Source organism: Bifidobacterium goeldii (assembly GCF_003951095.1).
GTDB classification, from domain to species: domain Bacteria; phylum Actinomycetota; class Actinomycetes; order Actinomycetales; family Bifidobacteriaceae; genus Bifidobacterium; species Bifidobacterium goeldii.
In genome coordinates this window covers 150,575-175,983 of the sequence record NZ_QXGL01000005.1, presented here as the reverse complement: position 1 = coordinate 175,983, position 25,409 = coordinate 150,575, and the positions used below count along the sequence as shown (strand labels likewise).

Annotated in this window: 18 protein-coding genes; 9 read left to right on the top strand and 9 right to left on the bottom strand. The window is 56.6% G+C overall.

Annotated elements, in window-relative coordinates; translation table 11 throughout:
• Positions 1–20: 20 nt before the first annotated feature.
• Positions 21–995: a peptide-methionine (S)-S-oxide reductase MsrA gene (msrA, locus tag D2E25_RS08345; RefSeq protein WP_125981724.1), complete on the bottom strand. Its 975-nt coding sequence runs from the start codon at positions 993–995 to the stop codon at positions 21–23.
• Between the two features lie 138 nt (positions 996–1,133).
• Between msrA and D2E25_RS08340 the strand changes: the two genes are divergently transcribed.
• Positions 1,134–2,363: an ATP-binding protein gene (locus D2E25_RS08340; RefSeq protein WP_125981722.1), complete on the top strand. Its 1,230-nt coding sequence runs from the start codon at positions 1,134–1,136 to the stop codon at positions 2,361–2,363.
• 57 nt (positions 2,364–2,420) lie between these two features.
• The gene (locus tag D2E25_RS08335) at positions 2,421–3,071 is read left to right on the top strand and encodes a DUF3841 domain-containing protein (RefSeq protein ID WP_241217106.1); all 651 of its coding nucleotides are present in this window, start codon (positions 2,421–2,423) and stop codon (positions 3,069–3,071) included.
• 49 nt (positions 3,072–3,120) lie between these two features.
• Here D2E25_RS08335 and D2E25_RS08330 read toward each other — a convergent pair whose 3' ends face one another.
• From D2E25_RS08330 to D2E25_RS08310, 5 genes are all read right to left on the bottom strand, one after another.
• The gene (locus D2E25_RS08330) at positions 3,121–4,101 is read right to left on the bottom strand and encodes a DMT family transporter (RefSeq protein WP_125981720.1); all 981 of its coding nucleotides are present in this window, start codon (positions 4,099–4,101) and stop codon (positions 3,121–3,123) included.
• Between the two features lie 26 nt (positions 4,102–4,127).
• Positions 4,128–5,183 carry an alpha/beta fold hydrolase gene (locus D2E25_RS08325; protein WP_125981718.1) on the bottom strand — a complete coding sequence of 352 codons (1,056 nt, stop codon included), beginning with the start codon at positions 5,181–5,183 and terminating at the stop codon, positions 4,128–4,130.
• Positions 5,184–5,232: 49 nt separating this feature from the next.
• Positions 5,233–7,557: a YhgE/Pip domain-containing protein gene (locus D2E25_RS08320; protein WP_125981716.1), complete on the bottom strand. Its 2,325-nt coding sequence runs from the start codon at positions 7,555–7,557 to the stop codon at positions 5,233–5,235.
• The gene (locus tag D2E25_RS08315) at positions 7,554–10,244 is read right to left on the bottom strand and encodes a YhgE/Pip domain-containing protein (RefSeq protein WP_125981714.1); all 2,691 of its coding nucleotides are present in this window, start codon (positions 10,242–10,244) and stop codon (positions 7,554–7,556) included. The genes D2E25_RS08320 and D2E25_RS08315 overlap by 4 nt, the downstream gene beginning before the upstream one ends.
• Positions 10,245–10,508: 264 nt before the next feature.
• Entirely contained in the window at positions 10,509–13,034 is a 2,526-nt protein-coding gene (locus D2E25_RS08310; protein ID WP_125981712.1) for a prolyl oligopeptidase family serine peptidase, read from the bottom strand.
• 180 nt (positions 13,035–13,214) lie between these two features.
• Between D2E25_RS08310 and D2E25_RS08305 the strand changes: the two genes are divergently transcribed.
• Genes D2E25_RS08305 through pknB form a run of 7 tightly spaced genes read left to right on the top strand, consistent with a single transcriptional unit; the run spans position 13,215 to position 22,234 of the window.
• Positions 13,215–13,916, top strand: a complete 702-nt coding sequence (locus tag D2E25_RS08305) for an FhaA domain-containing protein (protein ID WP_125981710.1) — start codon at positions 13,215–13,217, stop codon at positions 13,914–13,916.
• A 26-nt stretch (positions 13,917–13,942) separates the two neighbouring features.
• The gene (locus D2E25_RS08300; RefSeq protein WP_164514780.1) at positions 13,943–14,506 is read left to right on the top strand and encodes an FHA domain-containing protein FhaB/FipA; all 564 of its coding nucleotides are present in this window, start codon (positions 13,943–13,945) and stop codon (positions 14,504–14,506) included.
• Positions 14,507–14,513: 7 nt separating this feature from the next.
• Complete coding sequence (locus D2E25_RS08295) at positions 14,514–16,157, top strand: PP2C family protein-serine/threonine phosphatase (RefSeq protein ID WP_125981708.1); 1,644 nt, start codon at positions 14,514–14,516, stop codon at positions 16,155–16,157.
• Positions 16,154–17,620 carry an FtsW/RodA/SpoVE family cell cycle protein gene (locus tag D2E25_RS08290; RefSeq protein ID WP_125981706.1) on the top strand — a complete coding sequence of 489 codons (1,467 nt, stop codon included), beginning with the start codon at positions 16,154–16,156 and terminating at the stop codon, positions 17,618–17,620. The genes D2E25_RS08295 and D2E25_RS08290 overlap by 4 nt, the downstream gene beginning before the upstream one ends.
• Positions 17,617–19,083 (top strand): peptidoglycan D,D-transpeptidase FtsI family protein, encoded by a 1,467-nt coding sequence (locus D2E25_RS08285; RefSeq protein ID WP_125981704.1) that lies wholly within the window; start codon positions 17,617–17,619, stop codon positions 19,081–19,083. Before D2E25_RS08290 ends, D2E25_RS08285 begins: the two co-directional genes overlap by 4 nt.
• On the top strand, positions 19,080–20,072 hold the full coding sequence (locus tag D2E25_RS08280) for a serine/threonine-protein kinase (RefSeq protein ID WP_125981702.1): 993 nt from the start codon (positions 19,080–19,082) through the stop codon (positions 20,070–20,072). The genes D2E25_RS08285 and D2E25_RS08280 overlap by 4 nt, the downstream gene beginning before the upstream one ends.
• The gene (pknB, locus tag D2E25_RS08275) at positions 20,069–22,234 is read left to right on the top strand and encodes a Stk1 family PASTA domain-containing Ser/Thr kinase (RefSeq protein WP_125981701.1); all 2,166 of its coding nucleotides are present in this window, start codon (positions 20,069–20,071) and stop codon (positions 22,232–22,234) included. Before D2E25_RS08280 ends, pknB begins: the two co-directional genes overlap by 4 nt.
• A 408-nt stretch (positions 22,235–22,642) precedes the next feature.
• Here pknB and D2E25_RS08270 read toward each other — a convergent pair whose 3' ends face one another.
• The 3 genes from D2E25_RS08270 to D2E25_RS08260 form a co-directional block, all read right to left on the bottom strand.
• Positions 22,643–23,287: an anthranilate synthase component II gene (locus D2E25_RS08270; RefSeq protein WP_125981783.1), complete on the bottom strand. Its 645-nt coding sequence runs from the start codon at positions 23,285–23,287 to the stop codon at positions 22,643–22,645.
• A gap of 126 nt (positions 23,288–23,413) precedes the next feature.
• A complete protein-coding gene (locus D2E25_RS08265) occupies positions 23,414–24,568 on the bottom strand; it encodes a class E sortase (protein WP_164514783.1) in 1,155 nt (384 codons plus the stop codon).
• Between the two features lie 29 nt (positions 24,569–24,597).
• Positions 24,598–25,383, bottom strand: coding sequence for a DUF881 domain-containing protein (locus tag D2E25_RS08260; protein WP_125981699.1), 786 nt, complete (start codon positions 25,381–25,383; stop codon positions 24,598–24,600).
• Between the last annotated feature and the right edge of the window lie 26 nt (positions 25,384–25,409).

Here is a 25,409-nt window from a genome sequence, read left to right as displayed (position 1 = left end):
TATTAGCGTCAGTGTCTTCGTCAGTCAGCCACAGCGTTGCTATCGGTGTTATCCGCTGTCTCGCCGTCTACGGCAGCGATCCAGTCGCCGTAGCCTTCGGCTTCCATGCGCGAGCGCGGCACAAAGCGCAACGCGGCGGAATTCATGCAGTAGCGCAGCCCGCCACGGTCGGCAGGACCATCGGTGAAAACGTGACCGAGATGGATTTGCGTTTCGGCAGTGCGCACTTCAATACGATCGCGGCCGGGAATGCGATGATCTTCATGCTCAGTGAGCAGCGACGCGGCGATCGGCTTGGAGAATGCAGGCCAGCCGCAGCCGGAATCGAATTTGTCGCGCGAGGAGAACAGTGGCTCGCCGCTGACGATATCCACGTAGATTCCCGGCTCGAATTCTTCATCGTATTCGTTGACAAACGGCCGCTCAGTGGCGGCATTCTGCGTGACCGCGAACTGTTCGAGCGTTAGATCCCAGATGCGCTCCACGTACTTTTGACGGCGCTTCACGTTGACGATTGCGGCGAGTGGCACATGGCAGTAGCCGCCAGGATTATTGATCAGATAATCCTGATGATGTGCTTCGGCCGGATAAAAATTGCGCAGCGGCTCAACCAGCACGGCAGGGCGCTGCGGCTGACGATCGACAAGCTGCTCGAGCGCGGCGATGTACACGGCTTTTTGCTCGTCGTTTGTGTAGAACATACCGGTGCGATACTGGCGGCCAGTATCCTCACCTTGCCGGTTTACGGAAAACGGATCGATGACTTCTAAGAAGAGCAGCGACAGCGTGCGCAGGCTCACCTGAGACGGGTCGAAAGTGACTTTTACGGTTTCTGCTGCATCTGTTTCGCCGGAGCAGACCTGCTCATAGGTTGGCGATTCGACGGTCGACTGCGCATAGCCGACCGTAGTGTCCACCACGCCGTCCACGTTTTGAAAATAACGCTCGAGGCCCCAGAAGCAGCCGCCTGCAAAATATGCTGTTTGCTCACTCATGGCCACTACGATACACCGCCAATCGCTCTGCGCTACAGGCTTATCCGCGGTCACCATACCGCGAAGCGCACCCCACCACGCATACAATAATCTAAATTATATTTTGAAAAAGTATTATTAACTCACTATTATTAAAATATGTTTGCAATAAATCGCGCTACGGTAGCTCGACCGACTTATCTTGACTGGATCGCCTCGCTTAAAGACAAGCACGTCATCAAGGTCGTCACCGGGGTGCGACGCAGCGGCAAAAGCACGCTGCTGCGGCTATATCGACAGCAACTGCTGCAAGAAGGAGTCGAACAGCGGCAGATTATCGCCATTGATCTGGATCTGTTCGAGAATGAGCCGCTCCGAGAAAAACACGCATTACACCAGTACATTACGGAGCGAATGCAGCCCGACGCAATGAACTACATCTTCATCGACGAAGCGCAGCGCTGCCCAGGCTTTGAGGATGCACTGGAAAGCCTGTACGCGCGGGATCTAACCGATCTCTACGTCACCGGTTCGAACGCGCACATGCTTTCCTCGGAGCTGGCGACACTGCTATCCGGCCGATTCATGACCATACCAGTGCTGCCACTGTCCTTCGCCGAGTACAGTCAGGCGTCACACGAACCAGACGCGCAACGCCGATTCCACCAATACCTCGAATGGGGTGGCTTCCCCGAAATGCTCCAATTTGCGGACAATCCCGCGTTGATGACCAGCTATCTAGAGGGCGTCTACAACACGGTACTGGTCAACGACGTGTCCGAACGCCACGCCATCCGCGATATGACGGCGCTCAAACGTATTGCGCGATACCTGTTCGCACATGCCGGCTCGCTGATTTCCGCCAATAAGATCCAAGGAGCGCTTACCTCAGCCGGGCATAAAATATCGCAGCCCACAGTGGATAGCTACCTTGATTATCTGACCGACGGCATGCTGTTCTACGAAGCGCAGCGGTTCGATCTCAAGGGTAAGGACTATCTCAAATCGTTGGCGAAATACTACACGGTCGATACTGGACTGCGTAACTTCATCACCGGCTATCGGTCCGAAGATATCGGCCATATGGTCGAAAACGTGGTGTATCTGGAGCTGCTGCGGCGCCGGCGCATGGTGCTTGTTGGCAATATCGAAGGGCGGGAAGTCGATTTCGTCGTCAAGGAACAGTATGCAAACGCCTATATTCAGGTGGCGCTGACCGTTCACGATCCCGAGACGCTTAAGCGCGAAACCGCATCGCTGAAAGCCATCAGCGGCTACGAACCGCGCTATATCTTCGCACTGGACACTCCAGCAACATCCAGCGAAGACGGTATCCGATACGTCAACATCATCGACTGGCTCCTCGGCAAAGACCCCGTCCTACCATAGCCGACACACCCAAAACGGTTCGCCTCAAGCAGCCCAGTCTTATATCCATTGCTAGCGATGAAGAATCCGAAAATTACCATGATTGACTTGTATACATTTCAACGATGGAACGATATTCAGGCGGCATTCGAACAATCCGGTTCATATACGCCATCATGGACGCTGGCACACCGGCAGACGATACTTAACGACGGAGAGGAATGGTGGGGCTTCTTAGCACCCGCTTACCGGTGGGTGATGAGCGAAATGGAAGCGGCCGGCATGCCTTCACCGGGGCCAGATGCGGCACCGGTGTGGGCATGGGCCCGGTGGATCGACAATCACGGGCGGATTCGCACCCGGCCGGATAGGCGATGTAGCGATTTTCACGGGCAATACGATGGGCTGGAGCTCATCCATCTGCACGTTGACAAGAGCCGCGTCCTGCTTACCGATTTTGACTCCTATCATTGCGTGCTTAATAAAGCACCTTGTGCACCCGAATCAATGTTTGTAACCGGGCTTGAAGACGAATATGACGAATGGCTGGACGTGCATTGGGATGATCCGATCGACGCCAAACGCCGGCAATGGCACGACAGCGTCATCATTCCCCTAGAAAACATGCCACGTCAATGGATACAAGCCTGCTTGTGGACCATCCACCCGCAGGACGTGGTCCGCGTTTTAAGACGCCGCCGGCCGCGCTCAGGAACTCCACATTGCTGATCAAGTACGCGCGCTCGTCGCTGTTCCGGTTGCACAGGCGCCATATCGGCTAGCGCACGAGGAATACCATGGTGATGATCATTGCGAAACCGACGAAATCGGTTGGTGAGAACACAGCGCCCGCCCATGCAACGCCGGAAATCGTGGCGGCCACTGGCTCGCTGGTACCGAGCATTGTGCCGCGCATCGCACCAATGCGCATTACGCCGGCAAGGAACAACCAGAATGCGCCGAACGTGCCGCCAACAACCGTGAACACCATAAGCAATACGCCAAACCAATCAAATTGTGGCGCGCTCGACCACGGTTGTACGAAAGGCATCAATACCAGTCCGGAAATCAGGAAAGTAATGCCGTTCACCGTAAGGTTGCCCCACCGCGCGATAAGCTTCAACGGCATAATCGACAATGCGCACGTGCATAACGCGTCGATCAACCCCCACATCAAGCCCGGAAGCGGCAGCTTCAACGTCGATAAATCACCACCCGTGGCGATCAACACTGTGCCAACAAACGCGAGCGCAACGCCAATGCTTTCGCGCACGCCTGGCCATCGCCGCCCGCGCACGCACACATAGGCGAGCACAAACAGCAGGTTCAGCGTTTGCAGCACGGTCGCCGTACCTGAATTAGTCCAGTCAATCGCCGACAGGTATGAAACTTGTACGAGCAGCACGCAAATAATCGACGTGGCAAGCATCATCGGCCAAGAACGGCGCGCGCGCAGTGCACCGACAAGCAGTCGCGGCTCTTTCACGCCCGCGCAGATGAGAAACAGCGCGCCGGCAGCAAGTTCGCGCACGCACGCAATCCATAGCGGATCGGCGTGATAATCAGCCATCAGCAGCTTGGAAACGGTCGCGTTAATACCCCACAGCACACCGCCGATCAGCACCAGCGCGGCGCCAAACAGCAGGGAGCGCGGCGTTTGCTCGAAGGATGGAGACGGTGACGAGGATGGTGTAGTTGACGACTGCGCAGCCGCCGATTCATGCCGCGGCTCAGGCTTAGAAGATGACAGTGATGCCATAAAACGTTATGCCTCTATTGCAACCACTAGAACTGTGCCATTTCAGACGACCCAAAGAACGTGAGAATCTGCTCAAGATACGGGCCGAGAATGACGTTAGGCATACTGAAAATCTCATGCAGCGAGTCGTCGATACGCACCAGTCGAGCATCGCCACCATCAGCGTTGACCTCGTTCACAAATCGATTTTGTGGCTCGTTCAACACCCACATGTCACGCCCAGCCTGGAACAGCAGAATCGGCGTTTCAATTTCAGCGCACGCTTGCGGACGCTGCACTGCGCGCGATAGTCGCAACGCTTGACGCACCCATTCAAAGGTTGCCGCATACGTTTGCTGATGCACGTCGTCAATCCGCTGCTGTTGGAACCAGCGCACGCGCGCTTCACTCGCGCCAGGATGATCGGCCATGTTCAGTTCAGGCGTAAACTCACCCTGACCAAATACGATATGCCGGCCGAGGCCCACACCGCACAACACGTTGGCAAGCGCACCAGCCAGCCAGTTTGGCATTCCCGTTACGGGGGCGATCATCGGGCAGGAGAGCACTGCTTTATCGAACAGGGTGGGGTGGGTTTCCAGCACGCCTGCGCCGATACCGCCACCCATGGAATGGCAGTACAAGTTGAGTGGGAATCCATCGGCGTACTGTTTGCCGACCGTCGAAGCAAATTTGGCGAGATCAGCCACGTATCGATGCCAGTCGTCAATCCATACCAGCGAAGGGTTAGCGACATCACGCGCAGAATAGCCGTGCCCGCGATGCTCGAACACGCACACCGAGTAACCAGCAAGTAGGAAATACCAGACCATTTCCGCATACTTGGCCGCAAACTCAGTAAATCCGTGAGAGATCACTACCGCACCGCGGAACGCTGCAGTGGCACCGTCTTCATGCAAAACGTCGAACTTGGCCGCGTCGTAGCATACGTAGTGCAGTTTGCCGCTCGTAGCAGGAGCTGGCAAACCAGGTGCGGACGCGGGTTCCATCCATCCTTCGACGCGGCATTTTGCTAGTGCGGGCAACACCTTCGTCGCCATTTGTGCGGCGTAATCGTGTTCATCGATCAGCGTGACTCTCATAGGCTCTACTGTACCGTTACCACGCCGCACGCGATGGCAAAGCGTCCCGCTACATCACCTTTGTGGATTCGAGATTGTGAATCACCCAATCGTTCAAGCGAATCACCGGTTTGCGCAACACCAGGCCCAGCAGCAACGCCGGCAGAATAAACAGGGCGAGCTTGCCCATATCCACCCAAAATTCCATACCGTAGGAGCCAGCCATCGCCGAGTGCATGGCGGATACCGCGTATGGGAACAGCAGCCAATTGCAAATCGCTTGGAAGAACGGCGGCAATGTTTCAATCGGGAACGTGCCACCCGAACCGGCTACCTGCATCACCAGCAGCACCACGGCAATCGCCTTACCAATATCGCCGAAAGAAACGGTCAGCGTGTAAATCAGCAGCGAGAACACGAGCGCGCTCAGCCAGCCGACCATCAAAAATTGCAGCGGATGCTCGCATTGCACGCCGAGGAAGAACATGTCGCCGAGACAGACGAGCGTGCCTTGCAGCAATGCCATAACTCCAAAAATCGCGTATCGGCCGAAATACTCTTGGTACAGGTGCAAGCCGAAGCGCCGCGCGTTACCAGGAGACTCGGGGCGCGGTTTGCGCAGCACGTCGAGCATAGCGCCCGGGCCGGCAGCCCGCCCGGCAATCATTGCCTCGCGCACACCCATCGTTTCACCGAGCGGCAGCGATTCTCCCAGCCCCAAAATTTTCGCTTTTTCGCGGTCGGAAATGGAGACTTTCATCATCGCAACCAAGATGATCGCACCCACCCAAATGGACAGCACTGTGTAGAACGGTGTCATTGCGGAACCGTAGTTGGCAATCGGATAGATAGCAATACGGTCGACCGCCACCGGCGCAGAAATCAGCGTTGCGATAGCGTCCGGATCAGTAGACGACAGCTGCGATAGATCCATGCCACTGCCACTGGTAATGGACGTGAGCTGCTCTTGCAGATCGTCGAGTTTTGACGCAGACGACGTGAGCGTTTTCGACGCTTCATGCAAAGTGGATTGCGCGTCGGTTAAACCGTCGCCAACACCGCTTGACAAACCGGAAACATCGCTGGTGACCTTCGACAGGCTTGCTACAACCGCGCTTGACTGCTTGGCAATATCGTTCATCGAACTGCGCAATTGGTCGAGCTGCGGTTTCAACGTGCTGTTGTATTCGTTCGACGCTTGCGTAACCGTGTGCTTCGCTTTGGCAATCTGTGCTTTGATATTGGCGCGCGCAGTGTCAACATCAGAAACACCGTTTGTGATGTTGGTAGACGCGTCCGCGATCGAGCTCGCCACGTTGGAGAGTTCTTTGCTCGCCGAGTCTGCTTGTGAAGCAGCTTTGTTAAGCGCTGTTTTCACGTTCTGATCGTTGGCGGAAGCAGCAAGATCGCGCAGCGCGGAAGCATACTCGCTAAACGCGGTGGATTGTGCGGCGACACTGTCGTGCAGCGAGTCGAGTCGACTGGTGACCTGCTTGGTTTGCGAACCCATATCGTCGAACGCGGCGTCTACTTGCTTGGTGACACTGTCGTACGCGGAAGCAGCATCTTGTAATGCGCTGGCTGCACTATCTGAGGTTGCGGAAAGTGCTTTGTTGAGACTCGCGACGCCGTTTTTGCCCTCGGTCAACGCTTTGCCAGCATCGTCGGCGGTGGAGCCAGCAGAGCCGAGCAGCTTGTCGGTTGCGTCGATGATTTTGCCGGTGGAACCAAGCAGGTTTGCGTACGCGTCGGCTTGCGAGGCTGCGCTTTTCAACTGTTTGGAAATCGACGCGATATGCGTGGTCGCATTCTGCACGTATTCGCCGGCTTGCGGACTTTGTGCAAAGCTGATCACGTTGGAGGCCATGTCAAGCGCCACTTGTGCGAGCGTTTTCGCAAACGTTTGATCAATCGTCGTAGCAACCGTGCTTGCACCTTGATCGGTGATATGCGGAGCAATCGGATTGACTTTTTCGTTGAGGTAATACTCAAGTTCAGCATGCTTCATTTCGCTGGAAAACAGCGTCATCATGTCAGCGCTGAAGCTTTTGGGAATGACCAGCGCTGCATAGTAGGTGCCGGAATTGACGCCATCGATAGCTTTATCACGGTCAACGAACTGCCAGTCAAGATCATGGTTGGCGCGCAGCGAACTGATTACGGTTTCACCAACGTTGATGCGCACAGGTACGAGGTCGGACTTGTACCCTTTGTCTTGGTTGGCCACAGCGACTTTCAGCGCTTTGGTATTGCCGTACGGGTCCCAGCTGGCGGCAATGTTGTACCACGCGTACAGGGAGGGCATGATGATGAGGCCCATTGACACGATAATCGCGATCACGTTACGTGTTGCGTGGCTCACGTCGCGGGTGAACAGTCTCCAAATGTTTTTCATCGTGCGTCCTCCTTTCTCTGACTACTGCGTGGACTTATACTGCGCGAGTCGTCCGTACTCTCAGCACCCGTACCTGCCATGCCTTCAACGCCGGTTACGGGAGCCGCATGCCGCGCATCGTGCGGGCCGAACGTGAGCCGGCGATGTTGATAGCCGTGTAGTACGGCGTCGCGGAAGTCGTCGGCGCTCATCGCACTTAAGCCAAGCTGGCGCGCGTAATTATCGCGCATATATTCAACGATGATGAGATATGCGTCGATGATGATAATCGACGCAATCCATGCCGAAAGCATCGCTGACTTGTTGGGAATCACAAACAGCAGCACGAGGAATATGAATGGCAGTACCGCCAACAGAATCAAACCGGAGCGAATAAGCCGCGGGTAACGCCCAAAGAATCGGTGCGCACGGTGCTTCACTACCTTGCGCAGTTCGCTAGTGCCTTCGAACTGGCTGAGGAGCGCGGAGAAGCTGATGCGCTCGTTGACCATCGCGTTCTTTTCGGTGATCATCAGGTCGGTTTCCGCCAAGCGACGATCGAACAGCGCGTTGAGGTTCAGCGCGTATCGACGCACAATCAAACCAACAAACAGCGCGGCCGGCAAGTACAGTGCGAGATGGCCCATATCCGACCAATACTGCCCGCCATACATGCCGGCGATCGGCCCGCGCATCGCGTTAATACCATACGTAAACGGCAGCCACGGGTGCAGTTCGCGGAAGAAGTCCGGCATCAATTCGATCGGGTACAAGCCGGATGCGCCTGGAATCTGAATAATCACGAGAATCACCGCAACGGCTTTGCCGATGTGCCTAAACGCGATCGCCAGTGCGTAAATAATATTCACGTACACGAACGAGCAGAACAAGCATGCAAGCAGGAACAGCAGCGGGTGCTCGCATTGAATGCCAAGCACGAGGTCACCCACGCCGGCAATCAGCGCCTGCAGGAAGCCCACGGCAACGAACAGCAGCCAGCGACCAAGATACGCTTGCGTGGCGGTCATGTCGTGAATATGCTCACGGTCAACTTCGAGCTTGTAAATAGCAATCAGCACAAAGCCGCCAACCCACAGCGCAAGATTGGTGTAGAAGGGCGTCACCGAGGAACCGTAGTTATCTACCGGGTACACGGTTTTAGTGGTGAGTTTGACCGGCGACCCCATAAAATCAGCGACGCTGGAGGCGTCAATGTTTAGCGTTTGCGCGATTTTCTGGTAGACGGCGGAACTGTCTAGCGCGGCAATATCGTCGCGCACGCTTTCAATATCGTTTTGCAGGTCGGATAGCGAGCTTGCCGTCTGGCCGACGGTGGTTTTCGCGTCTGCGAGCGTTGTTGCCAGCTGGTCAAAGAGGCTGTCAGATTGGTTCAGCGTGGCAGACAACGTAGTGAGCGTGCCGCTAGCAGTGCCTGTAAGCGCCGCGAAACTAGCGAGCCCATCAGTCAAATTGGGAGTGATGCTGCCGGTGAGCGTGCTGCGCGTATTGGTCAGCGTAGCAATACCGCCGCTGACGATAGTGCTGGATGCGCCGGCAAGGTTGGAGGTAGCATCCTTGCCGGAATCGATGAACTTGGTACTTTCATCGTGGAAGGTGTTGAGCTTGGTTTGCTGATCGCTGATCGTCGTATCGAGGCGATTGATTTCGTCCCAAATTCGCTTGCCTTCCGGCGTACTGGAATCAATACCGGCCTCGTTCATCGCAGTTTTCAGGTCTGACGATAGCGTAGTGGCCGCGTTGATCTGCTGCTGCAGTGATGATGTGACGGTATCAACGCTCTCTTGCGCGGTATTGAAACTGTCGGTGGCAGTACCGGCTGCATTGTTGACGTTGACGCCGATCGCGGAAAGCTGTGCGGAACCATCGTCAAGCGCGCCAGCAAGCGTTGATGAGAACGATTGCGCGCTGCCTTGCGCATGTACCAACAGTGTTTTGGACTCATCCGTGGCTTTTTGCGCGGCGGCAACCTGCTTGTTGAGCGTGGCAACGGTTGCGCGCGAATCCTTGATCGTGCTGTTTGCCTGATCGAGTGTGCCTTGCAATTCCTTGAGAGAAGAGCGAGTTTTCTCGATTTTGCTCACCGTATCGTTGAGATTTTTCACCACATTGCTTTGGGTGCCGTCGAGCTCTGTATCGAGCTTGCCGCCTGCTTGCGATACTGCAGATGCGAGGGTTTTACCAACGGTCGCTACGAATGTGGAGTTGATTTGCGAGTCGATTGTGGTAGCGCCAGTATCGGTGATTTTTGGTGCGATCGCGTTCTTTTTTTCGTTGACGTAATACTTGATACTCGGCCGTTTTGCCGAGCCGGTCACCGAGTTTACAAGGCTTTCGCTAAAGTCTTTTGGCAGCACAATCGCCGCGTAATATTCGCCGGATTGCACGCCTTGCACAGCGGTGTCGCTGTCAACGAACTGCCAGCCGAGCGCATCGTTTTTCTTCAACTCTGTAACGACTTGCGCGCCCGCGTCGAGACGCCCCACGAGATCGGAACTCGTGCCGCGATCCTCATTGGAAACAGCAACTTGCAAGTTGCCTGTGGACGAGTATGGATCCCAATTCGCGAGAATGTTAAACCATGCGTACAGGGAGGGAATGAGGGCGACGCCCAGCGTCACCACCACAGCGACCGGATTGCGTAGGATCCGCAGAAGGTCGCGAGTAAAAATCCGCCAGATCGTGCTCATCGAACCCTCATTTCATTCAATGCCATATACCCCGCTTACAACCAGTGCGTAAGTATATCGTCAGCCATATGGCAGACTACGCCCCAGAGCGAATGCCGCTACGTCAATCAGACATTTGCTGAGGAAGTGTCTCAATACAAACAGTCTCAATACAAACAGACTGCAGGCGACATCCGCGTATTCCATGCATGAGATTTCATACACAGAATTCGCAGTGTCACCTGCAGTCTGTGAGCTCGTTAATGCGCTGCAGTTTCACCTCGCCTAGCGCAGGTCGAGCGCATCATACAGAAAGTCGCGCTGCAAAATAAGCAGATTCTCAGCGACCGTCTCGTCGTTGGTCATGTGCGTGATGCCCGTCAGCGGTAGGAACGTGTGCGGGCGGCCGGCTGCCATCAGCGCTTGGCTCAAACGCAGACTATGCGCGATGGTGACGTTGTCATCAGCGAAGCCATGGATCAGCATCAGCGGGCGCGTCAGCTTCGGCGCATCTTGCACGATGCCGTTATACGCGTACACGTCCGGGTTCAAACCGAGGTAGCGCTCAGTGTAATGCGTATCGTACAGCGTCCAGTCGGTGGGCGGAGCACCAGCGCAGCCTGCCTTGACGACGCCAGGCGCATCAAGTACCGCGAGCGCTGACAGGAAGCCGCCGTACGACCAGCCGATCATGCACACTTTGTCCAGATTCGGCGCGGGGATACGAGCAGTGCCGTTGAGAGCCACGACCGCGTCTGGCAACGCGTGAACCGCTTCGACTTGATCGGCGAGCGTGATGTCCTTCATGTTTTCGAAGATTTCACGATCCCACTTCGGGCCACGCCCGGTAGTACCGCGACCGTCTGCGGTGACCACAAGAAAGCCTTGATCAGCCCACCATTGCGCATCCCAGTAATATGACTGGCTGGCCACAACCTGCTGGAATCCCGGGCCGCCGTAAGGCTTGAGCAGTACGGGCAGAGTGTCTGCCTGCGCGTACGGGCTATCGGCACTCGGCGCGATAATCGCCGTGTACAGGCGATGTTCGCCGATGCGCGCGAAGTGCACGTTTGGCGTGAATCCCGGCTCGGCAGCATGTGCGGCGATGTCAAAACGCACGGATGCTGCGGCGCTGGCGTCCGCGCTCGGCGTAGTGGCGTGCCACATCAGCGCGCCCGCGTGTGCCATATCGCGGCCGGTGACGATCATGCCGCGAGCACCGCGCGACGCAGTCCATGAGCCAGGTTCGATAGTCACTGGCGTGATCGTGCCGTCAAACGCGATACTGACGACGTCGTAGCTGCGCGCATCGTGGCCGGCCGCGTTCTCAGCCCATGCGGCGGGCACTTCTGGCGCGAGATCGGGTTCGCGCTGCACTACGGCGAGTACGTCAGTGTCAGTGATATCGAGCACACGGCGCACGTTCCAGCCGGCAGGCGTAAATGGCGTACCATCCACAGTCAGCCGGTTGGTGTCCGCAGTCATATCGTTCAGCGAGCAGACGAGACGACCGTTAGGCGTGTACGCGGGCGTGCCATGGATGATATCGATCCACTGGTCGTTAGCGTGTTCTTCAAGCACGACGGTCGAGCCGAGCGGGCGCAGCTGAGCGGGCGCAGCACTCGAATCGGCAGCGGTTTCCGACTTGGTGACTACGCGCAGCACTTGGTCGCGCGTTTGGCGACGGTTCTGCACGAGGATCAGCGGATCATGCCCGCTCGCCCAATGCACTGCGGCCACATACTCGTATGCTTTGTGATCCCAGGCGATCTGCTGCACGCCTAGGCCAGCGTATTCGCCGTGCTCACCCCATTCGAGCTCGGCGAGCGTTAAACGCACGTCAGCGTTCTGTGTCAATGCGCGCGGGTAGCGGCGGCCAGCAGCAGCGGTTTCCGGGTTTGCTGGATCGCTGATGTACCAGATTGGTTCGGGGGCAGTATTGAACGATTCGAAGATAATGCGGTCTGAATCCGGCCCCCACCAGAAGCCGTCGTAACGGTCCATTTCTTCGCCGGCTACAAATTCAGCTAAGCCGATTTTCCACGTCTGTTCGCTGGTTGCATCGTCCGGGTAAACGCTCCACAGTGTGCTGAGTCGATCTGCTGCAGGATTGTATGGAGTCGCGGCCGCTTCCTCATCGCCGCAACGGTGACCGTGCGCGTGAGCAACAGAAGCCTCTTCGCTCGCAGCAGCGACTGCGTGCTCAGCAGTGTTCTCAGCGGCGGTATCGTCCGGCCACTCTTGCGCAATATCCACCAGCATCAGATGCTCGCCAGTCGTATACAGCACATGGCGGCCATCCGGCGAAATACGCGGGTTCAATACCGGCGTAGAAGCCGACTCCCCCGGCACGATCTTGTCCGCGGCGAGCGCACGCGTCCGCGCAGTGAGCCCATCCTCAGCGATTTCGGTCAAGAACAGCTGCCCGTTAATCGTGAACGTTACGCACCGACCGGCCTTATCAACCGAGTAAGCAACGATGCCCGTACCGCCTTCGCGCGCACGCTCGCGGCGTGCTTTCTCCTCAGCGGGCACGTCTTCAGCATCCGCGTTCTCCAATAGTTCGCGCGGATCCGCCAGCATCACTTCATGATGTGCGCCAGCTGCGTCGATCACGCTCGTCCACAGCGCAGTCACCAAATCTTCCGGACCGTCAGAACGCAAAAATAGCGCACGCGAACCGTCACCGATTACCTGCGCAGATCGCGGCGCACCGCTAGTAAATCGCAGCGTGCGCGCCTTGCGGCGAGGGAACTCGGCAATGAGCTGACCAACTGATGGCTGATTGACTGACTGTGTCTGAGTATTCATGGCCACTAGGCTACGCGCGGGGCAATACGCACCCCCACTTGAGGTAATACAGCCGTAGAATCAACTGCAAAAACCGGTCAAACTCGTGATTGTTTTGCATTCATACGCGTAAAACCACTCAATTTTTCGCCTCTATTCCCCACTGCCGTATAGGATAGGTGAGGATAGAAAGGGATTACCATGAGCGTTCTCGACCGTTTTGAGAAGAGTGTAGAAGGCGCGGTCAACGGAGTCTTTTCCAAGTTCGGCTCCAAGGACTTGCAGCCGGTCGACCTTTCCAGCGCCCTGGAGCGCGAGATCGACGCGGAGGCTATGCCAGTCGGCCGCGACCGTACGGTAGCCCCGAACGAATACCGTTTTAAGCTGAGCACCCCCGATTTCGACCGTATTGAACAGTGGGGCAGCGAAGTGCTCGCCAATGAGCTGGCTGACAATCTCACGCAGTATGCGAAGAGCCAGCATTACGCGTTCGTCGGCCCGGTGATGGTGATTTTTGAAGAGGATCTTGAACTGTCTAAGGGCAGCTTCCACCTGACTTCTGAATCCGTGCAGGGTAATGCAGTGCCGGTAACTACCACTGATCAGGCTGAAGATCACCCGATGCTGGAAATCAACGACAGCCAGTACCTGCTGACCAAGGATAAGACGATTATTGGCCGCGGTTCCGGCTGCGATATTGTCATCGACGATCCTGGCATTTCGCGTAAGCATTTGGAAATTGACCTCACGCCGAACGGTGCGATCGCTCGCGATCTGGGTTCCACCAACGGCACGTACGTCGAAGGTCATCAGGTGCCGGCAGCCACGCTGCTCGACGGCAACACGATTACCATCGGCCGCACACGCATCCTGTTCTGGGCATCCTCGCAAGAGCAGGAGTGACTCCAAGCTAGGAGCCGAATTCCCGTATGATCACCGAACTGACATTTGCGATCCTCAAGTACGGATTCCTGATCCTGCTGTGGATCTTTGTCTGGCTTGCGGTGCGATCGCTGCACAAGGACATTGAAACGTTTAGTCCGCGCCCCTCGCGCGCACGCCGCCGCAGGGAGAAGCGCGCGCTGAAGGCCACGGAGAATAATCCGTCTCCAGCGGCGAGCGCAGCCCCGGTCGTACCGAATCCGCCAACGAGTCCGATGCGTGCCGCCAGCAGTGCGAACAGTGGCGCTGGCAAGGGCGCACCGAGCTTGCTGGTTATTATCGACGGCCCAATGGCTGGCGCTTCTGTACCGCTAACTGGCGGTTCGATTACGCTGGGCCGTTCCGCGTCGAATACCGTCGTACTTGACGACGAGTTTGTTTCCTCGCATCATGCGCGTATTTATCAGGATCAGGCGTCTGGTCAGTGGGCGATCGAAGATCTTGGCAGCACGAATGGCACCATTGTGAATCAGCAGCGTTTGAACGTTCCGATGATTCTCGCACCGCGCGTACCGGTGCGCATCGGCGCTACCACCTTTGAACTGAGGTGAGTCGCCTATGCCCAATTCTGCTGCTTCACAAACATTATTCTTGTATTCCACAACGGTTTCCGATGTTGGTACGGTGCGTTCCAATAATCAGGATTCTGCGTTCGCTGGCGAACATCTGATCGCGATTTGCGATGGCATGGGTGGCCATGCTGGTGGCGATACTGCCTCGTCGATTGCGATCCGCTCACTCGCGCACGTTGAACATGACGATGTCAATGGTGATGTGAAAACCGTGGCGTCAATGATGGAAACATCTGTGATGGCTGCGCATGATGCCATTGTTGGCAAGGCGAAGCATGAGCGCAAACTGGCCGGCATGGGTACCACGGTTACTGCTGTAGCGCTAGTGGCTGGCTATTGGGTGCTTGCGCATATTGGCGATTCACGCGCGTATTTGCTGCGTGACGGTCATTTGACGCGCATGACGCAAGATCACAGTTACGTGCAGCATCTCATTGACACCGGCCGTATTACCGAAACGGAAGCGCGTAATCATCCGCAGCGCAATGTGGTGATGCGCGTACTGGGTGATTTTGATATTGACCCGCACCCGGATATTGCGATTCGTGCAGCGCACCCGACCGACCGTTGGCTCTTGTGCTCCGATGGCTTGTGTGGTGTGCTGGAAGATTCGACGATTGCAGAAACGTTGTCAACTGTTTCCGATCAAGAGGAATGCGCGCAGCAGCTTGTTTCGATGGCGCTGAAGGCTGGCAGCACGGATAATGTGACTGCAGTGGTGGCTGATGCGACGCTCGCATTGGATGCGAACGCGTTCGATTTGCCGCATCAAACGCCGCTGGTGGCTGGTGCTGCTAGTTCAAGCTTGGAGCCGATCGCCGATATTATCAACGAGCCGGTTGCTACCGCTCCGATGCTGCGCGATATGAATTCGCCTGCGCAGCGTGCGGCCGCGCTGATCCAGAACAATTCGCGCAGTCAGCAGCAGGATAGTCAGGCTGCTCCACGCGTTGCGCAACCGTCGGCAGTGCGTGAAGAAAGCGGCGACCGTGCGAACCCGGATACTGGCGAAATCCCAGTCATTCAAAAGCGTGATGGTCGGCTTACTGATGACCCGAATGATCCAGAGGTCGCCAAGGCTATCCACCATGAGCAGCTGATCGCCCGCAAGCAGACGCGACGTAAGCATAATCGTCGCCGCGCGATTACTATCATTTCTGTTATTGCCGTGCTGGCATTGCTGGCTGGCGCTGTGTTCGGCGCGTATCGCTGGAGCCAAACGAAGTATTATCTTGGCGATGCAGATGGCGTGGTCGCCGTGTACCAGGGCGTGAATACGAACCTGTTCGGCTTCCAGCTCTCGCATGAGGTGAAGCGCACGAATATTAGTATTTCGAGCTTGCCGCAATCGTGGCGTGACCAGCTGCAAGAAGGCATCACGTTTAACACGTATGACGAGGCGAATAGTCACGTGCAAATCATCCGCAAGGAGAAGCAAAACTTCTCTGAAAAATCGGAAACGAAGGATGATGCTACGGCCAAGGATTCGTCGAGCACACCGTCGGATACGTCGTCAGATACGTCATCGGGCACGGATGCGAATGCGACCGATGGCGCTACGGATTCCAGCAACACTGACTCTGCGCAGAACACTGATTCCACGCAACCCGCCGGCGGTGAGGCGCAATGATCCTTGTCCGACTCCGCCAAGCCTCGCTGCTGTTATTCGCGATGCTCATCAGCGTGGGAGCGTTCTACCAAATGTTCTTGCGTACGCGTCACGAATTCCCGCGCGAATACGTGATGATTCTCGCCATATGCGCAGTGCTTTTCCTCACGCTTTGGGGCGTACTGCTGAAATTCCAGCCATATGCGAGTCAAGCGATTCTGCCATGCGTACTCATGCTGACTGCTATTGGCGTGGTGATGATTGCGCGTATCGACCATTCGAAGAACACGTCAGTGGGTTTCCGCCAGTTGATGTGGCTGTGTTTGTCGCTGGTGCTTGCCGCGCTGCTGGTCGTGCTGCTCAAAGATTATCGTGTGCTGCGCCGATACGCGTATGTGAACATGGTGATCGGTTTAGCGCTGCTGTTATCCCCGATGATTCCGGGTTTGGGCATTGATATCAACGGTGCAAAAATCTGGATTGGCGTCGGTAACTATACGATTCAGCCCGGCGAGTTTGCCAAGCTGTTCCTTGCGTTCTTCTTCGCCGCGTATCTGTTCGATCATCGTGATCAGCTGGCGGTTGGCGGTAAGAAAATTCTTGGCTTGCAACTGCCGCGTATTAAAGATCTTGGCCCGATTATTCTCGTGTGGGTTGCCTCCATGGGCGTGCTGGTGATGCAGCATGATTTGGGCACGTCACTGATGTTCTTCGCAATGTTCGTTGCGATGCTGTACGTGGCGACTGGGCGTAAAAGCTGGATTCTTATCGGCTTCGTAGCCTTCGCTGCTGGCGCGGTAGTCGCCGCGAGCGTTTTCAGCCATGTTGGTTCACGTGTAGACGCGTGGCTGCACCCGTTCAGCGATTATGAATACAATCGCCCGGGCGGCTCCTGGCAGCTCGTAAGCGGTATTTTCGGCATGGCTGCCGGCGGTATGACTGGCACTGGTCTTGGCCAAGGTCAGCCTGCGCTTACCACGTATGCGAACTCTGATTTCATTTACTCCTCGCTTGGCGAAGAGTTGGGATTGGCTGGTTTGCTGGCGATTCTGACATTGTATTTGGTGATTATCGCCTCCGGTTTCATTACTGCAATGAAAATCAAGGACGGGTTCGGCAAGCTGCTCGCCTCCGGACTGGTGTTCACGATGGCATTCCAGGTATTCACCGTGGTTGGCGGTATTACGCTGGTGATTCCGCTCACCGGTATGACACTGCCGTATATGGCGGCTGGCGGCTCCTCGCTGGTGGCTAACTATATTCTGGCAGCACTGTTGATGATTATTTCGAACGCTGCAAATCGCCCTGAACCCGATACGTTGTCTGACACGTTCCAATACGAGGCGTTGGCCGTGCTGCGCGACCGTGAGCTGCAAGAACGCGCTGAAGCACGCGAAACGCACGAGTCGCATGAACCACGCCATGCCGCAGCTGCACAAGCCAGCGAACAAGCTACAGAAGTCATCACAGGAGGTGAACGATGAACAAATCATTGCGTCAACTGTTCACCGCCGTCATTGTCCTGTTCGTCATCCTGGGCATGTCGTCTACGATTATCACCGCTATGCGTGCCAACTCGCTCAGCGCTGATCCGCGCAACGCGCGTGCGCTCTACCAAGAATACGGTGCACCGCGCGGCTCAATCCTCGCGTCCGACGGCACGGTGCTGGCGAAATCTGACCCAACAAACGACGCGTTCTCTTATCAACGCTCCTACACCAACGGGCCCGTTTACGCGCCGATTACCGGCTATTTTTCGGTTACGCAACGCGCTGATCGCGGTATTGAAGCGTCGCGCAACAAGCTGCTCAGCGGTAAAGCTGACGCCCTGTTCTGGGATCAGTTCAAAGCACTGTTCACTGGCGTAGAAAACAAGGGCGCGTCTATCGAAACGTCAATCGACGCAAACTTGCAGACGCTCGCCTACCAGCAGCTCGGCGCGTCCGATGGCGCAGCAGTCGTGCTCGAAGTAAAAACCGGTCGTATTCTCGCAATGGCAAGCACACCCAGCTACGATCCGAACCAGCTGGCCAGCCATGACACGCAGTCGTCAAACAAAGCATACGGTGAGCTCGCCTCGCAAAGCAGCAATCCAATGCTCAACCGCGCTACCTCGCAGCTGTACCCGCCTGGATCCACGTTCAAAACCGTAATTGCCGCTGCCGCACTGGAATCCGGCAAATACGATGTAGATACAGCCATTCCCGCTGGCGAAAGCTACACGCTGCCCGGCACCGTCACCAATCTGACGAACACTACGGTGCAAGCAAACGGTGCGAACGGTGAGATTACGCTGCAGGATGCGCTCACTTACTCGTCGAACACGGCGTTCGCGCAGCTTGGCGTCGCGCTTGGTGAAAGCGCAGTGGCTGACCAGGCGAAAAAGCTCGGCTACGGCAGTTCGATCACGATTGACGGCACATCCTCGACCGGCCAGCCGATGACCGCAGTGTCGTCGAAGTTCCCTGACATTACCTCTGACGATAAGCTCGCGCTGGCGTCTATCGGTCAGGGGGATGTGCTCACTACGCCGCTGCAGAATGCGATGATCGCTGCCGCGATTGCGAACGATGGCAAACTCATGCGCCCCACACTGGTAGATCGTGTGCGTGCCAGCGATTTGAGCACGCTGTCGCAAACCACGCCAGAAGTCATGTCTACAGCGTTCAGTTCGGATACGGCCAGCAAACTCAATCAGATGATGCAATCCGTAGTCGAGCATGATGCGCCGAGCCTCGCAATCACCGGCGTAAAGGTGGCAGCAAAAACTGGTACTGCGCAGATCGGCTCGTCGAATCAGTCGAACGACGCGTGGGTGATTGGTTTCGCACCCGCAGACGATCCCAAGATCGCGGTCTCCGTCGTTATTCATAATGTCAACCAGTTCGGTGTTGAGGCTGCCGGACCGATTATGCACGCACTGATGGAGGAGGCCCTGAAGCAATGAAACTCGTCGAAGGACAACTCATCCACCGTCGCTACCGTCTTGACTGCCGCCTAGCTCAAGGCGGTATGGGCGAAGTTTGGAAGGGATACGATATCCAACTGAACCGCCCGGTGGCCATCAAAGCGCTGCGCGATGATCAAAACAATGCGGAAGCCAAACTGCACCGTTTGCGTGCAGAAGCGCATAATTCCGCCAATCTTGCGCACCCGAATATTGCTGCATTGTTCGAATACTACGAGCATGACAACATCGGCTTCTTGATTATGGAATATGTGCCCAGCGACTCGCTGGCTGATATTTACCACAAGCGTGGCGCATTGCCGCCAACCGAGCTGCTGCCGATTTTGATTCAGGTGGCTCGCGGCTTGTTCGTAGCGCATAGTCATGGGGTGATTCACCGCGATGTGAAACCGGCCAACATTATGGTCTCGGACACTGGTGAAGTAAAAATCACAGACTTTGGCGTCTCCTACTCCACGAATCAGGAGCAGATTACACAAGATGGCATGGTTGTAGGCACCGCGCAATACATCTCCCCTGAGCAGGCACAAGGCAAGCAGGCAACTCCGCAGTCTGATATTTACTCGCTGGGTGTTGTGGCATACGAGGGCTTGTGCGGTCACCGTCCGTTTACTGGCGCAACTCCGGTTGATATTGCTGCAGCGCACGTCAACGACCCAGTGCCGCCGCTGCCAGATTCAGTCGACTGGCAGCTCAAGCAGTTTGTGATGTCGATGCTGGCGAAAGATCCGCTTGATCGTCCGAAGGATGCGCTGGTGGTATCGCGCACGCTGGCACGTATTGAACGCCGCTTGCTCGATCAAGAAACCGCGCAAGCAGACGAAACCATGATCAGTCTTGGCGGGCGTATTCCCCGCCGCGTCTCCAGCGCTCCCCATGCGGCAACGCTCCTGACGACCCAGAATCGTAACCAATTTGGCGGGCGAACGGTGGCAACCGACCCGAGGAATCGAGAGGAACAGCAATGAGCAGCAACATGCCTGCATCACTGGCGAATGGCCGCTATCAGCTCGGCCAACTGGTGGGCCGCGGCGGCATGGCCGAAGTGCGCGTCGCGTTGGACACTCGACTGGGGCGCACGGTAGCGGTAAAGATCATGCGCGCCGATCTGGCCAACGATAAGATCTTCCTCACGCGCTTCCGCCGTGAAGCGCACTCCGTCGCGCAGATGAACAACCCGAACATCGTCAACATTTACGATTCCGGCGAGGAAACGGTTACCGCAGATGACGGCACGACTGAGCGCCTGCCATACCTGGTTATGGAGTTTGTGAAGGGTCAGACGCTGCGCGATGTGATTAAAGCGAACGGTCCGCTCTCACAGCGCGACGCCGAACAGGTGATGTTGGGCGTGCTCAACGCGCTTGAATACTCGCATCGCATGGGTATTATCCACCGCGATATCAAGCCGGGTAACATCATGATCTCCGAGCAGGGCATTGTGAAGGTCATGGACTTCGGTATTGCGCGCGCGCTCGACGATTCCGCTGCGACGATGACGCAATCGCAGGGCGTGGTCGGCACCGCACAGTATCTCTCCCCCGAGCAGGCGCGCGGCGAGAGCGTCGATATGCGTTCTGACCTGTATTCGGCCGGCTGCGTGCTCTACGAAATGCTTACCGGCCGCCCGCCGTTCACTGGCGACTCGGCTGTGGCAATCGCTTACCAGCATGTTTCTGAAGTGGCGACGCCGCCGAGCGCGATTGTGCCCGGCTTGCCGAAGATGTGGGATTCGATTTGCGCGAAGGCGATGGCGAAGGATCGTCAGAACCGTTATGCGACTGCAGCTGAGTTCAAGAACGATATTTTGACGTTCATGAACGGCGGTATGCCGGTGGCGGCCGCGTTCAATCCGCTGACCGACTTGGCGAATATGAAGGCGCGCAAGCAGGCTGAGCAGGATGCGGCCACAGTGCCGATGAATCCGAATGATCCGACGCAGGCCACGCAGGCGTTTAACCCGGTAACTGGCCAGTTTGAGGCGGTTCCTGCAGCGAATAACAACACTGCGACCATGCTCAAGTCGCGTGCGGAGCAGCGTGCGGAAGCTGCTAAGCGTAAGCGTCGTAAGCAGATCATTATTGGCTCGGTGATCGCCGCTGCAGTACTGCTGCTGGTGATTGTTGGCGCACTGTTCTTGATGAATGAGAAAGCCGCAACGGAAACGGCTGTAGTGCCGACGATTACTTCGTCGATGACGAAGGTGCAAGCGGAGGAGAAAATCAAGGCTGCTGGTTTTGAATTCGAAGCTGTGGATGATAACGATTCGGGCGAGCCGGCCGGCACGTTTACTGGCAAGCAGAGCCCGACTGGCGGCTCGCAGGCTGTTAAGGGCTCTAAGGTGAAGGTGTGGTTCTCCACCGGCCCGAAGATGGTGAGCGTGCCAGACGTGAGCGATCAAACGCAGGATGCGGCGAAAGCCATGCTGGAAGATCGCGGCTTTAAGGTTTCCGATGTGACCAAGATTGCCGATAGTGCCACGGTTGAAAAGGGCAAGGTGGTGAGCACTGACCCGACCAGCGGTACCAAGCTGGCGAAGGGATCGTCGATTACCTTGTATATTTCGTCCGGTCAGGCGCAGATTCCTGATGGCTTGGTTGGCCAATCGCAGGAGCAGGCGATTAAGATCCTGCAGGATATGGGCTTTGTGCCTTCGATTCAGGAGGAAACGTCTGATTCTATTGCTGCCGGTTCGGTAACGCGCACGGAGCCTGGTTCGGGTGAGACGGTGGCGCAAAAGTCGACGGTGAAGGTCTACATCTCCTCTGGTAAGACGCAGGTGACTGTACCGAATATCGTGGGCGATACGGTGGCCGAGGCTAAGTCGCAGCTCGGCGACAACTTCACGCTGTCGGTTTCCGGCGACAGTTCGGATGACGCGATCATCGAGCAGCAGGATCTCACCACCGGCTCGCAGGTTGACAAGGGGTCTACGATCACCGTGACCGCGAAGAAGCTCTCGAATAGCGGTTCCGGCAACAGCGAAAGCGGTTCTGGCAACAGCAACAGCTCCGGGTCCGGCTCTAACAGCTCTGGCAATGGGTCTAGTTCAGGTTCCGGCAACGGCTCCAGCTCTGGTAACGGATCCGGTTCCAGCTCCGGCAACGGCAACACGACTACCCAGAACTAACTAGAACAACCTCTAGGACATGGCGGCGCTACCGCGCCGCCTGACGCTCCCCCAGTCAGCTTCGCTGACAGCCCCCTCAGCCGAGGGGGCCGAGTGATGTAACCATCTTCGATCATGCAGTTGAGCTGACAGCATCCCGCAACTGAGTACTCGCTCCGCGATCGATATTGCTGGCTCGCCTAGCAGCAAGCACAACGTGTAGAAAACCGCCTAAAGGGCTGTTTTCTACTACATGGTCTTGTCGAGGAAATTAGCTAATCGCATCTTGTAATAACTGCTGTTCTTATGACGCTGGCGGAGCCTCGGCTCCCTCGGCTGAGGGAGCTCCCGGCGAAGCCGGGTGAGGGAGCGTCGCGGCGCATTGCGCCGCCAAACAATACAGCATCGCGCGCAGCGCGATTCCTTAAATCAGCGATTCACCTTTGGCTGCAAGCCAGCGGACTTTGCTACCGCGTTGGTCTGGCCGCACACAGCCAGCCAGTTCGCCAGCAGACGGTATCCATCCTGCGTCATCACTGATTCAGGGTGGAACTGCACCGCGTACATCGGCTTATCCTTCACGCGAATGCCCTGCACAATATGATCGTCCTTCGTCCACGCGGTCACTACCAGATCATCGGGCACCGTGCTCGGCTCTACCGCCAGCGAATGGTAACGCGTTGCAGTCATCGGATTGGCCACGCCAGCGAAGATCTCGTCGTCGATATGCTCCACCAGGCTCGTCTTGCCGTGCATAATCGTCGGCGCATGATCAACCGTGCAACCGTACACTTCAGCGAGCGCCTGCAATCCGAGGCACACGCCAAACATTGGCTTGTTGATCTTCGCACACAAGCGGATCATATCCTCGCTAACTCCCGAGTCAGCAGGAGCTCCTGGACCGGGCGAAATCAGCACGCCATCGTAGTTGTCTAATACGCCGGGGGTTGCAGGATCGATGGCGTCATTGCGCACTACATCAACGGTTGCGCCCAGCGTTTTGAGATAGCCGACGATGGTGTATACGAACGAATCGTAATTGTCGATTACCAGAATGCGCGCTGAATCCGTCATCATGCTCCCGTTCATTCAATGATCTCAATGATCTCGTCACGGCTATTGTTCGTCCATGCTACGCCGTGCAATGCGCGAGCGCGGCGGCTATCTCACTGGCCGCTCGCTGCTCGCGCATCCGCTCGTTTAACCAACGGCGTAGTTCGACATGCTTTGCAACATAGGAATGTTGGCTGCGGCCCACGGGCACGCCCACTGGATAATCGCTGCGGAAATAGCGAACATCAGCAGCGCAAACAGCAGCAGTCGAATCGGCAGCGGGCCAGGCTGGTGGCGCAGCACCCAACCGTAGATGCTCGCTTCTGGGCGGCGGCGCTCCCCTGCGCGAATCGCGCGCAGCAGCGGGTAGCGCCAAGCAACCAGCGCAGCAATGTACAGCACGAGGTAGGCGATCAGCGTCCACATCACAATCGGCTCAAGCGTACCGAGCGCAACAATCGGCGATGATGAATTATCGTCTTCAGTGGTGAACGTCACGGTACCGGCGGAATCTTCAACGCCCAGTTCCGCTGGCGTACCGTCGGACACTTTCGCCCAGTAGGCGAGCTCGCCGTAGCTGATCCAACGATGAGTAGCAGTACTGTACGCCGGTTCGCATGTAGTGAGCGTAATCATGCGCTTAGTGGGCGATGCGGATGGGTTTTCCGGGTTAGCGGCGATCACTTCAACATGCTCAGGAGTTACGACTTTGTAGGACGTGTACTTGTACACGTACCAGTAGTCTTTGGTGCGCACGACGATCGGGTCGCCTTCCTGAAGGAGGTTCACATCGCCGAGTGGGCGCCCGTAGCCGTTACGGTGGCCGGCGATGGCGAAGTTGCCGACAGCGCCGGGCATCTGCGTAGTGGAATAGTGGCCGAGGCCGTGCAGTGAGAGTTCCGATTCAGTTGTGCCTTCGACGATGTTGCGCACCCAGCCTTTACCAAAGCGGGGAATATAAATCTGCGCGATGAGGTCGCCTTCAGCTACTGGATCAGTCGATGTTGGCGGGTCGCCTTCCTGTGCTTGAGCGACCTTGCCATCGGAGCCACCGTTGGGCACGTTCCATGATGCAGCTTGTCGCGTTTGCACTTGCGTGTGCTCGGCTTGCACGCCGGTCCACCACATTTGCCACACCAAGTACAGTGCGCACACGATAGCCATCGTGATAAGAATCTCAGCGAGTACACCGAGTACTGACCACACTGCACTGCGACGACGTGCGCGAGCACCGCGCGACCTGCGCGATGGCGTTCCTTGTGCAGTGAGCTCAGTGCTTGTCGAATCGTTTGCAGTGGTGATTACGTTGTCGTTTGCGTTGGCTGAATGCCTCACTGTCCCCCGTCCTTTCTGATCACGGACGCATACCGCAGCGGCTGTAGCGTGGCCGCAGACTGGTCAAATGTGAGCTTTTCTTTCGTCTCTACTTTCCAGCCAAGGCCGAAAGCACTGACGTATTCCTTATACAGTTTGACTGCGCGCGAATTATCAAGCGCGTCCAGCATTTCGTTCGTTGGCCCGATGGCCGACACCGTAAATGGTGGCGAATACTTCTTACCTTGTAGCAGCAGCACGTTGCCTTGGCAGATCACCGCTGAGTTGAAAAGCACACGCTGGTCCATGATCATCATCGACTCAGCGCCGCCAGCCCATAGGGCATTCACCACAGCTTCCACATCTTCTTGATGCACAACATAATCGTTGATGTTGGCAGCTGAGCCGGAACTATCAACCATGTTTTCCCACAACGGTGAATCGTCAAGCGTTACCGTCACACCGGGGCCTTCTACTGCGGGCAGCATCGTGCCAGAACCAGCATCCTCAGCAGAATTCGAGCCGGAGGAAGTGGAACCAGAATCCGTACCGTCAGTACTTGAGCCAGCGAATTCTTTGAGCGTATCGATTTGCGAGCTGAGACTGCTCACTTCTTTTTGCAGCTCATCAACGCGTTTCACACGCTGTTCCACAAGGTCGGCAGTGTCGGAAGTTACGGTGACTGTGCGGTTGACGCGCAGGTTGGTCATGAGTAAAAATCCGGATAATGCGACAATTACACACACGGCGGCGCTGCCGAGCCGCGAGCGGCGGGCTGCGTGACGGCTGGTGTGTTTGGCCATTTTTCCTCCGTAAGTACTCTCCGTTC

What these genes read in the sequence shown, in the direction of transcription:
- D2E25_RS08280 (WP_125981702.1), top strand. Translation starts at nt 19,080, where the DNA reads ATGAAACTCGTCGAAGGACAACTCATCCACCGTCGCTACCGTCTTGAC.
- D2E25_RS08340 (WP_125981722.1), top strand. Translation starts at nt 1,134, where the DNA reads ATGTTTGCAATAAATCGCGCTACGGTAGCTCGACCGACTTATCTTGAC.
- msrA (WP_125981724.1), bottom strand. Translation starts at nt 995, where the DNA reads ATGAGTGAGCAAACAGCATATTTTGCAGGCGGCTGCTTCTGGGGCCTC.
- D2E25_RS08310 (WP_125981712.1), bottom strand. Translation starts at nt 13,034, where the DNA reads ATGAATACTCAGACACAGTCAGTCAATCAGCCATCAGTTGGTCAGCTC.
- D2E25_RS08305 (WP_125981710.1), top strand. Translation starts at nt 13,215, where the DNA reads ATGAGCGTTCTCGACCGTTTTGAGAAGAGTGTAGAAGGCGCGGTCAAC.
- D2E25_RS08260 (WP_125981699.1), bottom strand. Translation starts at nt 25,383, where the DNA reads ATGGCCAAACACACCAGCCGTCACGCAGCCCGCCGCTCGCGGCTCGGC.
- D2E25_RS08325 (WP_125981718.1), bottom strand. Translation starts at nt 5,183, where the DNA reads ATGAGAGTCACGCTGATCGATGAACACGATTACGCCGCACAAATGGCG.
- D2E25_RS08320 (WP_125981716.1), bottom strand. Translation starts at nt 7,557, where the DNA reads ATGAAAAACATTTGGAGACTGTTCACCCGCGACGTGAGCCACGCAACA.
- D2E25_RS08295 (WP_125981708.1), top strand. Translation starts at nt 14,514, where the DNA reads ATGCCCAATTCTGCTGCTTCACAAACATTATTCTTGTATTCCACAACG.
- D2E25_RS08335 (WP_241217106.1), top strand. Translation starts at nt 2,421, where the DNA reads ATGAAGAATCCGAAAATTACCATGATTGACTTGTATACATTTCAACGA.
- D2E25_RS08300 (WP_164514780.1), top strand. Translation starts at nt 13,943, where the DNA reads ATGATCACCGAACTGACATTTGCGATCCTCAAGTACGGATTCCTGATC.
- D2E25_RS08290 (WP_125981706.1), top strand. Translation starts at nt 16,154, where the DNA reads ATGATCCTTGTCCGACTCCGCCAAGCCTCGCTGCTGTTATTCGCGATG.
- D2E25_RS08270 (WP_125981783.1), bottom strand. Translation starts at nt 23,287, where the DNA reads ATGACGGATTCAGCGCGCATTCTGGTAATCGACAATTACGATTCGTTC.
- D2E25_RS08330 (WP_125981720.1), bottom strand. Translation starts at nt 4,101, where the DNA reads ATGGCATCACTGTCATCTTCTAAGCCTGAGCCGCGGCATGAATCGGCG.
- pknB (WP_125981701.1), top strand. Translation starts at nt 20,069, where the DNA reads ATGAGCAGCAACATGCCTGCATCACTGGCGAATGGCCGCTATCAGCTC.
- D2E25_RS08285 (WP_125981704.1), top strand. Translation starts at nt 17,617, where the DNA reads ATGAACAAATCATTGCGTCAACTGTTCACCGCCGTCATTGTCCTGTTC.
- D2E25_RS08315 (WP_125981714.1), bottom strand. Translation starts at nt 10,244, where the DNA reads ATGAGCACGATCTGGCGGATTTTTACTCGCGACCTTCTGCGGATCCTA.